The 13999-nt window shown below is 64.6% G+C and carries 12 protein-coding genes, 1 tRNA gene and 1 pseudogene; 12 read left to right on the top strand and 2 right to left on the bottom strand.

What is annotated here, in order from left to right; translation table 11 throughout:
- Positions 1-88 precede the first annotated feature (88 nt).
- Both ACPUER_RS30935 and ACPUER_RS30930 read right to left on the bottom strand, forming a co-directional pair.
- Positions 89-562, bottom strand: a pseudogene (locus tag ACPUER_RS30935) (polysaccharide deacetylase family protein); the annotation flags it as partial.
- 11 nt (positions 563-573) lie between these two features.
- Entirely contained in the window at positions 574-1134 is a 561-nt protein-coding gene (locus tag ACPUER_RS30930; protein ID WP_175961576.1) for an ester cyclase, read from the bottom strand.
- A 138-nt stretch (positions 1135-1272) separates the two neighbouring features.
- On the opposite strand from ACPUER_RS30930, the gene ACPUER_RS30925 reads away from it, so the two are divergent.
- From ACPUER_RS30925 to ACPUER_RS30870, 12 genes are all read left to right on the top strand, one after another.
- Positions 1273-2181, top strand: a complete 909-nt coding sequence (locus ACPUER_RS30925; RefSeq protein ID WP_425132962.1) for a LysR substrate-binding domain-containing protein — start codon at positions 1273-1275, stop codon at positions 2179-2181.
- Positions 2182-2369: 188 nt separating this feature from the next.
- Positions 2370-3266, top strand: a complete 897-nt coding sequence (locus ACPUER_RS30920; protein ID WP_425132961.1) for an alpha/beta fold hydrolase — start codon at positions 2370-2372, stop codon at positions 3264-3266.
- Between the two features lie 80 nt (positions 3267-3346).
- Positions 3347-3700 carry a RidA family protein gene (locus tag ACPUER_RS30915; RefSeq protein WP_034184009.1) on the top strand — a complete coding sequence of 118 codons (354 nt, stop codon included), beginning with the start codon at positions 3347-3349 and terminating at the stop codon, positions 3698-3700.
- 54 nt (positions 3701-3754) lie between these two features.
- Entirely contained in the window at positions 3755-5989 is a 2235-nt protein-coding gene (locus ACPUER_RS30910) for a RelA/SpoT family protein (protein WP_425132960.1), read from the top strand.
- Positions 5990-6074: 85 nt separating this feature from the next.
- Positions 6075-6151: transfer RNA gene (locus ACPUER_RS30905), tRNA-Val, on the top strand.
- Between the two features lie 271 nt (positions 6152-6422).
- Positions 6423-8330, top strand: coding sequence for a threonine--tRNA ligase (gene thrS / locus ACPUER_RS30900; RefSeq protein ID WP_072441734.1), 1908 nt, complete (start codon positions 6423-6425; stop codon positions 8328-8330).
- 49 nt (positions 8331-8379) lie between these two features.
- Complete coding sequence (gene infC / locus ACPUER_RS30895; RefSeq protein ID WP_071734130.1) at positions 8380-8904, top strand: translation initiation factor IF-3; 525 nt, start codon at positions 8380-8382, stop codon at positions 8902-8904.
- 190 nt (positions 8905-9094) lie between these two features.
- The gene (gene rpmI, locus ACPUER_RS30890) at positions 9095-9292 is read left to right on the top strand and encodes a 50S ribosomal protein L35 (RefSeq protein WP_004191477.1); all 198 of its coding nucleotides are present in this window, start codon (positions 9095-9097) and stop codon (positions 9290-9292) included.
- Positions 9293-9322: 30 nt separating this feature from the next.
- Positions 9323-9682, top strand: a complete 360-nt coding sequence (gene rplT / locus ACPUER_RS30885) for a 50S ribosomal protein L20 (protein WP_004192938.1) — start codon at positions 9323-9325, stop codon at positions 9680-9682.
- Between the two features lie 284 nt (positions 9683-9966).
- Entirely contained in the window at positions 9967-10980 is a 1014-nt protein-coding gene (gene pheS, locus ACPUER_RS30880) for a phenylalanine--tRNA ligase subunit alpha (RefSeq protein WP_425132959.1), read from the top strand.
- Positions 10981-11077: 97 nt separating this feature from the next.
- On the top strand, positions 11078-13507 hold the full coding sequence (gene pheT, locus ACPUER_RS30875; protein ID WP_425132958.1) for a phenylalanine--tRNA ligase subunit beta: 2430 nt from the start codon (positions 11078-11080) through the stop codon (positions 13505-13507).
- 72 nt (positions 13508-13579) lie between these two features.
- Positions 13580-13966, top strand: coding sequence for an integration host factor subunit alpha (locus ACPUER_RS30870; RefSeq protein ID WP_040144036.1), 387 nt, complete (start codon positions 13580-13582; stop codon positions 13964-13966).
- Positions 13967-13999 lie beyond the last annotated feature (33 nt).

Genomic DNA, 13999 nt, shown 5'->3' with positions numbered 1-13999 from the left:
GAAAGTGCGTGATTCGATCACGCGTTGACAAAGTTCCGGCGCCGCCGCTTCATGTCGCGGCCCGCCGCTTTTTTGGCGCGGGCGGGGGGGGGGGGGGGGGGGCGGGTGGGGGCCCCCCCGCGACGATCTCACGGGCCAGTTCGGGATGGCGGCGCGCGGCTTCCCCGATCATGTGCGACGTGACTTTCACGTCGTGGCGGTCCCACAGATCGAGAAGGCGCGGAATCCCTTCCCGGTAGCCGTAAGCGAACCAGGTGGCTGACGCGAGATCGACCGGCACGGACGGTGGAAACGCGACGGGCGGGAAGGGGCTGTCCGCGCCCTTGGGCGGTTGCCCGCCGGCTTCGAACTGCATCGAGATCGAGATCGCCAGGCGGATGTCGTCCGGCCAGAACTTGCCGTGTGCGGCGGTCGGCGCGGCGAGCGGCCCGGCCGTTGCGGCGCTTGCGCCCCGCACCGCGCTGCCGAGTACCGCGCCGGCGGCGGCCAGCCCGGCGCCCGCACCGGCCTGTGCGAGAAACGCGCGGCGGGCCGTGCGCATCGAAGGATCGAAGTTCGTCATCGGCCGAGCCCTCAGTTTGCGACGCCGAGTTGGCGCATCAGCGTCAGGTTGTCTTCGATGTGCCAGTTCTCGGCGATCCGGCCGGCCGCGATCCGGTAGATGTCGGTCGCGATGAAATCGACCGCCTGTCCATGACCGGTCGTGTTACCGAAGACCTCGGTGAAATGTCCGCGAAACCGCAGGTGGACGACGACGCGATCGCCGGCGACGATCATCTGCTCGATCTCGCAATGCAGGTCGGGAATCGCCGCGCGCATCGTTCGTGATGCCGCGAGCGGCCCCGGCAGGCCCTGGGCGCGTCCGGCCGGCAGCGTGCGATCCGTGAAGTCGGCAGCGAGTGCCGCGCGCGCAAGCGCCTCGTCTCCGGTGTCCCAGAACGTGGCGTAGCGGCGCGCCGCAAGGATCTGGTCGCGCGCCTGCGCGGCAGGCAGTCCGGCCGCGACCGTCAGGTGCAACGGAGCCGCGAGATCGGCCGCATTGGCGGTGACAGGCGGTAGCGCGACTGCGGCAAACGTCGTCGTCGCGAGCGTGCCGGCAATCGAGCGGCGCAGGAATCGTTGCAAGGCAGACATCGGATTCTCCTTTTTCATGATGGTGCGCCTGGATGGCGCAGTGACGTCATGGTAGGTTTCCGAATTCGATATAAATACCAAAGGGAAGCGAATGGATTATTCGAAAAAAGGAAAGGGCGGCGGCTCGAGGATGCTCGAATGCTGATCGACGACCTGCCTGCGCTGGAAACCTTCTCGATCGTCGTCGCGGCGGGCAGCCTGTCGGCGGCGGCGCGGGAGCAGGACTTGTCGCTGTCGGTCATCAGCAAACGGCTTGCGCACCTGGAGGCTCGGCTCGGCGTGCGCCTGCTGCACCGGACGACTCGCCGGCAGACGTTGACCGACGAGGGCGCTCTGTTCCATGCACAGGTGCTGCGCATCCTCGCCGAAGTCGACCTGGCGGAAACGCTGATGCAGGATCGTCGCGGCACGGTGAGCGGCCTGCTGCGCGTGACCGCGCCGGGCGAGATCGGGCGATTGCGGATCGCGCCGCTCGTCGCCGAGTTCCGGTGCCGGCATCCGCAGGTGTGCGTGCAACTGATTCTGACCGACACGGTCGTCGATCTGCTCGCGCACGAGATCGACGTCGCGGTGCGGATCGGCAGTCTCGCCGATTCGTCGATGATCGCGCGTGAACTGGCGCCGAACCGCCGTGTGCTGTGCGCGTCGCCGGCATACGTGGTCGAATGCGGCTTACCGGTGCATCCCGGCGAGCTGCGTGCGCACCGTTGCATCGTGATGGGCGAGCAACTGCAGGCCGAATGGCGGTTCGATGGCTTGGACGGCCCGATCGCGGTCGAGGTCGCGGCGGCGGTGCTGACCAACGACGGAGGCGCGGCGCGTATGCTTGCGCTCGACGGCGCGGGTATTGCGTTGAAGTCGATCTGGGACGTCGCGTCCGATCTCGAGGCGGGCCGGCTCGTGCGGGTGCTGCCTGCGTATGCGGCGCCGGCGGCGCCGCTGCATGCGGTCTATCCGGGCGGGCGGCATCTCGCGTTGCGCGTGCGGACGTTCGTCGACTTCATGCGCGAGCACTTGCAGGCGGCGTGGCGCTGGGACGAGAGTTGACGTTGCGCGCGATTGTGCGGATCGTTTCGTCGAAAGAGGGCGCACGGCGAACATCACGCGCGCAGCATTCCGCGGCACGGATGGCCGGCGGCGGACCGCGTCGGGCGACCGAAGCGGTTTACAATCGTCTGCATTGGGCCGCACCAGCGTTGCCTCGCTGCGCGCCCCCGTTCGACAGGATGCCAACGATGCCAACGACCCCAGCGAATCCCCCGGTTCCTCGCCAGCGGCGCGTGCAGTGTGCGAGCGCTGCCGGCCTTCATCACGTCGCCTATACCGAATGGGGCGACCCCGCCAACCCGCGCGTGCTGGTCTGCGTGCATGGCCTGACCCGTTCCGGGCGTGATTTCGACCGGCTCGCCGCCGCGCTGTCCGATACCTATCGCGTCGTTTGCCCTGATGTCGTCGGGCGCGGCCGGTCTGACTGGCTTGCCGATCCGCGGCTCTATGCGATCCCGCAATACGTGGCCGACATGGTGACGCTGATCGCGCGGCTCGACGTCGAATCGGTCGACTGGTTCGGCACGTCGATGGGCGGCCTGATCGGCATCGCGCTCGCGGGGCTGCCCGGTTCGCCGCTGCGGCGGATGATCGTCAACGACGTCGGCCCGCGCATCGAACCCGATTCGTTGACGCGCATCGGCGAGTATCTTGGCGTGCAGCCGCGCTTTGCGACCGAGCAGGAGGGTGTCGACTATCTGACGTCGTTGTCGCTGCCGTTCGGCGCGCTGAGCGCCGACGAGTGGCGCGAGATCAACGGGCCGCTGCTGCGCGAACTGCCCGAAGGCGGCTGGACGATGCGTTACGATCCGCGCATTGCCGAGCCGTTCAAGGCGACGACGCCCGAACTGGCCGCGCTCGGCGAGGCCGCGCTGTGGCGTGCCGTCGAGACGACGGACGCGTCGTTGCTCGTCGTGCGCGGCGAGACGTCCGACCTGCTGTCGCGCGAGACGGTGGCCGACATGATGCGTCGCGGCCGGCATGTGACGCAGGCCGAGATTCCCGGTGCGGGCCACGCGCCGGCGTTCATCGGGGCCGACCAGATTGCGCTCGCGCGGCGGTTTTTCGTCGAAGGCGACGCATAAACGCGTCATAATATGCGGTTCGGTGGCACGCGGGCCGTGTCGTCGTCCGATTCTTTACCCACTCACGACCGGAACATTCCATGGCAGTCATTCGTCATCACGTCGGGGCCCGTCTCTCCGAAACCGCGATCCACAACGGTACCGTGTATCTGGCCGGCCAGATCGCCGAAGACACCGCGCAGGACATCAGGGGCCAGACGCGCGAAGTGCTCGGCCACATCGACCGCCTGCTCGCCGAAGCGAACAGCGACAAGGCGCATCTGCTGTCGGTACAGATCTACATCTCGGATCTGGCGAACTTCGAAGGCATGAATGCGGAGTGGGACGCATGGGTCGCGCAGGGCAACACGCCGCCGCGCGCCACCGTCGAGGCGAAGCTGGCGGATCCGGCGCTGCTCGTCGAGATCGTGGTCGTCGCCGCGCAGCGGAGCTGAGCGGGGCAGAGCTGAGCATCAACCGACGATGACCGCATTCCGTCAGGCCGTGCAATGACCGAGTCCGTTTCCACTTCCCCCGTCGCGGCACCGTCGTTCGACGACGTGCTCGCGTTCGTGCGCGAGCGGGCCGGCGACGCACGGCTGTCGTCCGGCGAACTGCTCGCCGATCACTCGGCGGGCACGGCGTCGATCATGCGCACGCTGAACGTCGATCCGCCCGCGATGCAGGCCGCCGCACTGTTCGTACTGACGCCGCACCTGAACGACCCGGAGCGCGAGCTCACCGAGCGTTTCGGCGACGAAGTGGCGCGGCTCGTATCCGACGTGCGCAAGCTGTTGCGGCTCGGCACCGTCAGCCTGCGTGCCGCGCAGAATGCGGTACCCGACGCGGGGCGCGATGCGGCGGAAGAGCGGCGCACGCAGATCGAGGCGCTGCGCAAGATGCTGCTCGCGTTCGCGCAGGACATCCGCGTGGTGCTGATCCGGCTCGCGTCGCGGTTGCAGTCGCTGCGCTACTACGCGGCCGCGAAGATCGACCCGCCGCCCGACGTCGCGCGCGAGACGCTCGAGATCTATGCGCCGCTCGCGAACCGCCTCGGGATCTGGCAACTGAAGTGGGAACTCGAGGATCTCGCGTTCCGCTTCGAGGATCCCGTCACCTACAAGCGGATCGCGAAGCTGCTCGACGAGAAGCGCATCGAACGCGAGGCGTACGTCACGCAGGCGATCGGTCGGCTGCAGCACGAGTTGGCGGCCGCGCACATCCAGGCCGACGTGAGCGGCCGGCCGAAGCATATCTACAGCATCTGGCGCAAGATGCGCGGCAAGGAGCTCGATTTCGCCGAGCTGTACGACGTGCGTGCGTTTCGCGTGATCGTGCCCGACATCAAGGATTGCTACGCGGTGCTTGGCATCGTGCATCACCTGTGGCAGCCGGTGCCGAAGGAGTTCGACGACTACATCTCGCGGCCGAAGCCGAACGGCTACAAGTCGCTGCATACGGTCGTAATCGGCGACGACGGCCGTGCGTTCGAAGTGCAGATCCGCACGCAGGAGATGCACCGCTTCGCGGAGTACGGCGTTGCCGCGCACTGGCGCTACAAGGAGGCCGGCGCGCGCGGCTACGGCGGCCAGTTCTCGGCGAGCGACAAGTATGACGAGAAGATCGCGTGGCTGCGTCAGTTGCTCGCATGGAAGGACGATGTCGAGGACGGCCCGGGGGTATCGGGCGACCAGGCGTGGGCGCAATTGCGCGAGACGTCGCTCGACGACGACCACATCTACGTGCTGACGCCGCAGGCGCGCGTGATCGCGCTGCCGCAGGGCGCGACGCCGGTCGATTTCGCGTACCACTTGCACAGCGAACTCGGTCATCGTTGCCGCGGCGCGCGCGTCGACGGCGTGATGGTGCCGCTGAACACGCCGCTCGCGAACGGCCAGACGGTCGAGATCGTCGCGGTGAAGGAGGGTGGGCCGTCGCGCGACTGGCTGAACCTGCAGCTCGGTTACCTGAAGAGTTCGCGCGCGCGTCAGAAGGTGCGGGCGTGGTTCAACTCGATCGAGCAGGAGGAAAACGTCGCGCATGGCCGGGCGCTCGTCGAAAAGACGCTGCAGCGTGAGGGCAAGACGTCGGTCAACCTGGACAACCTCGCCGCGAAGCTCGGCTTCAAGTCGCCCGAGGAGTTGTTCTCGGTCGTCGGCAAGGAAGAATTCAGCCTGCGCAACGTCGAACATGCGCTGTCGGATGCGCCGCCGCCCGAGCCGGCGCCCGAGGCGCCAGCCGATTTCGAGAAGCGCAGTAGCGGCGCGAGCGTTGCGCACGGTGCGTCGACCGGCGTGCTGGTGGTGGGCGTCGACGCGCTGCTGACCCAGCTCGCGCGTTGCTGCCGGCCGGCGCCGCCCGATCCGATCAGCGGCTTCGTCACGCGCGGCAAGGGGATGTCGATCCACCGCAGCGATTGCCCGACGTTTCGCCGGATGGTCGAGCGCGCGCCGGAACGCGTGCTGCAGACGACCTGGTCGGCCGACGTGCTCGGCGGGCGCGGCGCGTCCGTCTATCCGGTCGACCTGATGATCGAGGCGAGCGACCGGCAAGGGTTGCTGCGCGACATCTCCGAAGTGTTCGCGCGCGAAAAGATGAACGTGGTGGGTGTGAAGACGCAGAGTCGCCGCAATGCGGCATTCATGCAGTTCACGGTCGAGGTGTCGAACTCGGCGCAAGTCCAGCGCGCCTGCACGCTGCTCGGTGAGGTGCAGGGCGTCGTACGGGCCGGTCGCAAGACATGATGGGGTTGGAACACCGTTATTTTGCTGCGACCGCATAAAAACGCTTGCCAAACCGATAGCAGCTCCATATAATTTCAGCTTCTCTAGGCTCGTAGCTCAGCTGGTTAGAGCACCACCTTGACATGGTGGGGGTCGTTGGTTCGAGTCCAATCGAGCCTACCAACGAATTGAGAATGCCCGGTCTCCGGGTATTCGATGCAGTAAATAGCTCAACGCGAACAAGGCGAATACGGTTATGACACCGCGAACGTTGACCGAAACCACTTCGGAGCGACGCTAGTCGAGGAACGTTTTCGCCCTTTCAGTTTGAGTGAAGTATCGAATGCGGCCCCTCGAAAGCGGGGCCGCATTTTTTTTGTCGCGAAAATTCCGCGCGTGACTTTTACATCGCGTGCCTGGTCTGCCGCCCACTGTCGGCATCACGGAGATTGCTATGGTTTCGATACGCTTGCCTGACGGCTCAGTTCGACAATACGAGCATCCGGTGACAGTTGCCGAGGTTGCAGCCTCGATCGGTCCCGGCCTTGCGAAGGCTGCGCTTGGTGGCAAGCTCGACGGCGAGCTCGTCGATACGTCCGCGGTGATCGACCGCGACGCGTCGCTCGCCATCGTCACGGACAAGGATGCCGACGGTCTCGACATCATTCGTCACTCGACCGCGCACTTGCTTGCGTATGCAGTGAAGGATCTGTATCCGGATGCGCAGGTGACGATCGGCCCCGTGATCGACAACGGCTTCTATTACGACTTCTCGTATAACCGTCCGTTTACGCCGGAAGATCTGGAAAAGATCGAAAAGCGCATGCAGGAACTCGCGAAGAAGGACGAGCCCGTGACGCGCCGTGTCGTGTCGCGCGACGAGGCCGCGGGTTACTTCCGCAGCCTCGGCGAGAAGTACAAGGCCGAGATCATCGAATCGATTCCGCAGAGCGACGAAATCAAGCTGTATTCGCACGGCGGCTTCACCGATCTGTGCCGCGGCCCGCACGTGCCGTCGACCGGCAAGCTGAAGGTCTTCAAGCTGATGAAGGTCGCGGGCGCGTACTGGCGCGGCGATTCGAAGAACGAGCAGCTGCAGCGCATCTACGGCACGGCCTGGACGAAGAAGGAAGACCAGGATCAGTACCTGCACATGCTCGAGGAAGCGGAAAAACGCGACCACCGCAAGCTCGGCAAGCAGCTTGACCTGTTCCATATGCAGGAAGAGTCGCCGGGCATGGTGTTCTGGCATCCGAAGGGCTGGGCGCTGTGGCAGCAGGTCGAGCAGTACATGCGCCGCCGCGTGAACGAAGCCGGCTACCTCGAGATCAAGACGCCGATGATCATGGACCGCTCGCTGTGGGAAGCGTCGGGCCACTGGCAGAACTACCGCGAGAACATGTTCACGACGGAGTCGGAGAAGCGCGACTACGCGATCAAGCCGATGAACTGTCCGGGGCACGTCCAGGTGTTCAAGCACGGCCTGCGTTCGTATCGCGACCTGCCGTTGCGTTACGCGGAATTCGGCTCGTGCCACCGCAACGAGGCGTCGGGCGCGCTGCACGGCCTGATGCGCGTGCGCGGCTTCGTGCAGGACGATGCGCACATCTTCTGTACGGAAGACCAGATCATTGCCGAGTCGATCGCGTTCAACAGGCTGGCGATGAGCGTGTATGGCGATTTCGGCTTCGACCACATCGACATCAAGCTGTCGCTGCGTCCGGAGCAGCGCATGGGTTCCGACGAAACGTGGGACCGTGCCGAGCAGGGCCTGCGTGAAGCGCTGACGGCGTGCGGCCTCCAGTGGGAAGAGCTGCCGGGCGAGGGTGCGTTCTACGGTCCGAAGATCGAGTACCACATCAAGGACGCGCTCGGCCGTTCGTGGCAGTGCGGCACGCTGCAGCTCGACATGATGCTGCCGGAACGCCTCGGCGCCGAGTACGTGGCGGAAGACAACAGCCGTCGCCGGCCCGTGATGCTGCACCGTGCGATCGTCGGTTCGATGGAGCGATTCCTCGGCATTTTGATCGAGCACCACGCTGGTGCGATGCCGGTCTGGCTCGCGCCGATGCAGGCTGTTGTGCTCAATATCGCCGAAAGTCAGGTCGAATATGCGCAATCTCTGGCCCAATCGTTGCAAAAACAAGGGGTTAGAGTGACGGCCGATTTGCGCAACGAGAAGATTAGCTATAAAATACGCGAGCACACGCTGGAAAAGGTGCCTTATCTCCTCGTCGTGGGTGATAAGGAGCGTGATGCGCAAACGGTAGCCGTGCGTGCCCGTGGCGGCGTCGATCTTGGCGTGATGCCGGTCGATGCCTTCGTTGAGCGTCTGCAGGAAGACCTGCGCTCGTTCAAGTAACCACCCTGGCAGCGCGGCTCGTTTTTTTAATTTTTAGAGGAAACGTAACATCGCTACTGATAAGTCGTCGCATCGCATCAACGGTGAAATCACTGCGCCGGAAGTGCGTCTGGTCGGGATCGAGAACGAACCGCTCGGTATCGTAAAACTCGCTGATGCTTTCCGTAAATCGGAAGAACTGGATGTTGACCTGGTGGAAATCGCGCCGCAAGCGGTTCCCCCGGTTTGCCGTCTGATGGATTACGGCAAGTTCAAGTACCAGGAATCGAAGAAGCAGCACGAAGCGAAGCTGAAGCAGAAGGTCATCCAGGTCAAGGAAGTCAAGTTCCGCCCGGGTACCGATGACGGGGATTACAACGTCAAGCTTCGCAATCTCGTGCGCTTCCTCGAAGAGGGCGACAAGACGAAGATCACGTTGCGTTTCCGCGGTCGCGAAATGGCTCACCAGGAAATCGGTATGCGGATGCTTGAGCGTCTGCGCACGGATCTCGAGGAAGTCGGCCAGGTCGAGCAGATGCCGAAGATGGAAGGGCGCCAGATGATCATGGTGCTCTCGCCGAAGAAAAAGAAGTAACGGGCCCGCGCGCTTCGCGCGCAGGTTCGGAAGTGGTTCGGCGCGTTGCCCGGTCAGGGCGGCGCGCCAACAATGACGGCGGCTGCGCAAGCGGTACGCCGTACACAAGTGGACTGGGTTTCGAAGGGCGGGTCAAGGGCGCAAGCCAACCGCACACCCATCGCCATCTAATAAACTGGAGTTGTTCGTCATGCCTAAGATGAAGACCAAGAAGAGCGCTGCAAAGCGCTTCGTGGTGCGTCCGGGCGGTACCGTCAAGCGCGGTCAAGCCTTCAAGCGCCACATCCTGACCAAGAAAACCACGAAGAACAAGCGCCATCTGCGCGGCGCAACGGCAGTTCATGATTCCGATCTGAACTCCGTCCGCGCGATGCTCCCGTTCGCGTAACCCCTCAATCGATACTCTAAGGAGAGAAACATGCCTCGAGTCAAACGTGGGGTAACCGCACGGGCCCGCCACAAGAAGATCATCAACCTGGCCAAGGGTTATCGCGGCCGCCGCAATAACGTCTACCGCATCGCCAAGCAGGCGGTGATGCGCGCTGGCCAGTACGCGTACCGCGATCGCCGCAACAAGAAGCGTGTGTTCCGCGCACTGTGGATCACGCGTATCAACGCGGCAGTTCGCCAGCACGACATGACCTACAGCGTGTTCATCAACGGCCTGAAGAAGGCGTCGATCGAACTCGACCGTAAGGTGCTGGCCGACATGGCGGTGTTCGACAAGGCTGCTTTTGCTGCGATCGTCAAGCAGGTGAAAGCCGCCGTTGCAGCCTAATTGCGAAATTAGCACTGCGTGGTTAGTTGCAGCGATGATCCGGTAGTCTCGGCCGCTGCAGCGAAAACGGGGCTCTTCCGAGCCCCTTTTTTTATCGGCCCTCGCTGGGCCGCCCCAAGAGGGCCGATCGCCCCCTCGGGGGGGCAGCGAATGTGTCGATCCGGAGTTAGCGCCTTTGGCGCTTACTCCGGTCCCATGCAAAGCACGAGAGCGTGGGGGCCGTTTTTTGTTGGCCGGGCGATTTCGCTCGCCAAGACCGAATGACGTTGGAAATGATGGGATCTATGGATCTGGACCAGATTGTCGCCGACGCGCAGCAGTCCTTCGAACAGGCTGCCGACATCACCACGCTCGAAAACGAGAAAGCACGATTTCTCGGCAAGTCGGGTGCGCTGACCGAGTTGCTGAAGGGCCTCGGCAAGCTCGATCCCGAAGCACGCAAGACCGAAGGCGCACGCATCAACGTCGTGAAGCAGCAGGTTGAAGCCGCGCTGACCGCACGTCGCCAGGCGCTGGCCGACGTGCTGTTGAACCAGCGCCTCGCCGCCGAGGCGATCGACGTGACGTTGCCGGGCCGCGGCGCCGGTGCAGGCAGCCTGCACCCCGTGATGCGCACGTGGGAGCGCGTCGAACAGATTTTCCGCTCGATCGGTTTCGACGTGGCCGACGGTCCCGAAATCGAGACCGACTGGTACAACTTCACGTCGCTGAACAGCCCGGAGAATCATCCGGCGCGTTCGATGCAGGACACCTTCTATGTCGAAGGCAAGGACGCCGACGGCCGCCAACTGCTGCTGCGCACGCACACGAGCCCGATGCAGGTGCGTTACGCGCGCATGAACCGTCCGCCGATCAAGGTGATCGCGCCGGGCCGCACGTATCGCGTCGACAGCGATGCGACCCACTCGCCGATGTTCAATCAGGTCGAGGGGCTGTGGATCGACGAAAACATCAGCTTCGCCGATCTCAAGGGCGTCTATACCGACTTCCTGAAAAAATTCTTCGAGCGCGACGACATCCTCGTGCGCTTCCGGCCGTCGTATTTCCCGTTCACGGAACCGTCGGCCGAAATCGACATGATGTTCGAGCAAGGCAAGAACGCCGGCAAGTGGCTCGAGATCTCCGGCTCGGGGCAGGTGCATCCGACCGTGATTCGCAACATGGGCCTCGATCCCGAGCGTTACATCGGCTTCGCGTTCGGCAGCGGCCTCGAGCGCCTGACGATGCTGCGCTACGGCGTCCAGGATCTCCGGCTGTTCTTCGAGAACGACCTGCGTTTCCTGCGCCAGTTCGCATAACGCCGCTCGCCGCGCCGACCTGTGCCCGCGCACGCCCCGACGGACGATCCGATGGGGCCCCGGGCGTCGATCTAACCTGTTTCGAACGTAGACATCCATGCAATTCCCTGAATCCTGGTTGAGAACCTTTGTCGACCCGCAGCTCACGACCGACGAACTGTCGCACGCGCTGACGATGGCGGGGCTCGAAGTCGAATCGCTGAGCAAGGCTGCGCCGCCGACGTCGAAGATCGTCGTCGGCCGCGTGCTCGAAGTCGTCAAGCATCCGGATGCGGACAAGCTCAATGTCTGCCAGGTCGACGCCGGCACCGGCGCGACGCTGAACATCGTCTGCGGCGCGCCGAACGTGGCGCCCGGCATCAAGGTGCCGGTCGCGCTGGTCGGAGCGGAACTGCCGCCGGCAGAAGAGGGCGGCAAGCCGTTCGCGATCAAGCTGTCGAAGCTGCGCGGCGTGGAGAGCCAGGGGATGCTGTGCTCGGCGCGCGAGCTGAAGCTGTCCGAGGACCACAGCGGCCTGCTGATCCTGCCGGAAGACACGCCGGTCGGTCAGGACATCCGCGAGACGCTCCATCTCGACGACACGATCTTCGAAATCAAGCTGACGCCGAACAAGGCCGACTGCCTGTCCGTGTTCGGCATCGCGCGCGAGACGGCCGCGATCACCGGCGCGCCGCTGACGCCGGTCGACATCCGCCCGGTGCGCGTCGAGCTCGACGAAACGCTGCCGGTGCGCATTGCCGCCCCCGATCTGTGCGGCCGCTTCTCGGGGCGCGTGATCCGCGGCGTGAACGCGCATGCGCAGACGCCGCAGTGGATGATCGAGCGCCTCGAGCGTTCGGGGCAGCGCAGCGTGTCCGCGCTCGTCGACATCTCGAACTACGTGATGTTCGAGCTCGGCCGCCCGTCGCACGTGTTCGATCTCGACAAGATCCACGGCGGCATCGAGGTGCGCTGGGGCAAGCGCGGCGAATCGCTGAAGCTGCTCAACGGCAACACGGTCGAACTCGACGAAACGGTCGGCGTGATTTCGGACGACCGCCAGGTCGAAAGCCTGGCCGGCATCATGGGCGGCGACAGCACGGCCGTCACGCTCGACACGACCAACATCTACCTGGAAGCCGCGTTCTGGTGGCCGGACAGCATCCGTGGCCGCGCGCGCAAGTACAACTTCTCGACCGATGCGGCCCATCGCTTCGAGCGCGGCGTCGATTACGCGACGACCGTCGAGCACGTCGAGCGCATCACGCAGCTGATTCTCGAGATCTGCGGCGGCAAGGCCGGCCCGGTCGACGATCAGTCCGTGAACCTGCCGCAGCGCGCGCCGGTGAAGATGCGCGTGTCGCGCGCAAACCGCATCATCGGCGTGAAGATCGGCGCCGACGAGATCGCCAGCATCTTCACGCGCCTCGGCCTGCCGTTCGAGCGTGAAGACGACGCGTTCCTCGTGACGCCGCCGTCGCACCGCTTCGACATCGAGATCGAGGAAGACCTGATCGAGGAAGTGGCGCGTATCTACGGCTTCGAGAAGATCCCCGCGCGTCCGCCGGTCGCGACGAGCGAAATGCGTGCGACCAACGAGACGCGGCGCTCGATCCACGACATCCGTCATGCGCTCGCCGCGCGCGACTATGCGGAAACCGTCAACTTCAGCTTCGTCGATGCGGAGTGGGAGCACGATTTCGCAGGCAACGACAACCCGATCAGGCTGCTGAACCCGATCGCGAGCCAGCTTTCGGTGATGCGCACGACGTTGTTCGGCAGCCTGATCGCCGTGCTTCGTCACAACCTGAACCGGCGCGCCGATCGCGTGCGCGTGTTCGAATCGGGCCGCGTGTTCCTCGCCGATTCGTCGGTGAAGGCCGGCGAGCTGGCCGTCGAAGGTCATGCGCAGCCGAAGCGTGTCGGCGCGCTTGCGTACGGTCCGGCCCTCGACGAGCAGTGGGGCACCGAGACCCGCGCTGTCGATTTCTTCGACGTGAAGGGCGATCTGGAGGCGCTGCTCGCGCCCGCGGCCGCGCGTTTCGTGAAGGCAGAGCATCCGGCCCTCCATCCGGGCCGCAGCGCGCGGATCGAGGTCGATGGCCGCGCGGTCGGCTGGATCGGCGAGCTGCACCCGCGCCTGATGCAGAAGTACGAGCTGCCGCACGCGCCCGTGATGTTCGAGATCGATGCGGACGCGCTGATTGCGCGTGCGCTGCCTGCGCCGACCGACGTGTCGAAATTCCCGCCGGTACGTCGCGATATCGCCGTTGTCGTCGATCAGGCGGTCGAGGTTCAGGCACTTTTCGACGAAATGAAGAAGGCGCTTGCCGAAGAGGCCTGCCGATTCGTTCAGAAGGTTGTACTATTCGACGAATTTCGTGCAAAATCAAATACTTCCGGTGGTCTTGCCGCGCACGAGAAGAGCCTTGCCTTCCGCGTGACGCTGCAGGACGCGGCTGGCACGCTACAGGACGAGGTCGTCGATCAGGCGATCCAGACGCTGGTCGAGCGGATGGCTCGTGCCGGTGCGCGCCTGCGCGGCTAAGGAGAGGGCCCGCCCGCTTGCGGGCGGCTTTTTCCCATCGTAAGTTTTGATTCAACGCGCTGTATGGCAGATATGAACGACATGACCTCGAGTGAATTCGAAGCCCTCCTGACGGCGCAACGCAGCGCCATGAACCGCGACGCTTCGGCGCCGGCGTCCGCCGAGACGCCCACGCTGACGAAGGCGGAGCTGGCAGAGCTGCTGTTCGACAGCGTCGGGCTGAACAAGCGTGAAGCGAAGGACATGGTCGAGGCGTTTTTCGAGGTGATCCGCGACGCGCTTGAAAACGGCGAAAGCGTCAAGCTGTCGGGGTTCGGCAATTTCCAGCTGCGCGACAAGCCGCAGCGTCCTGGCCGTAATCCGAAGACGGGCGAGGCGATTCCGATCGCGGCCCGCCGGGTGGTAACCTTCCACGCGAGCCAGAAGCTGAAGGCGCTGGTCGAAAACGGCGCGGAGTAAGCCCCGCGCGCTGACGTCTCCGCGCGGCCGCCG

The sequence above is a fragment of the Burkholderia sp. DN3021 genome, from assembly GCF_049805555.1.
GTDB lineage: Bacteria > Pseudomonadota > Gammaproteobacteria > Burkholderiales > Burkholderiaceae > Burkholderia > Burkholderia pyrrocinia_C.
This window is presented reverse-complemented; position numbering and strand designations above follow the sequence as displayed.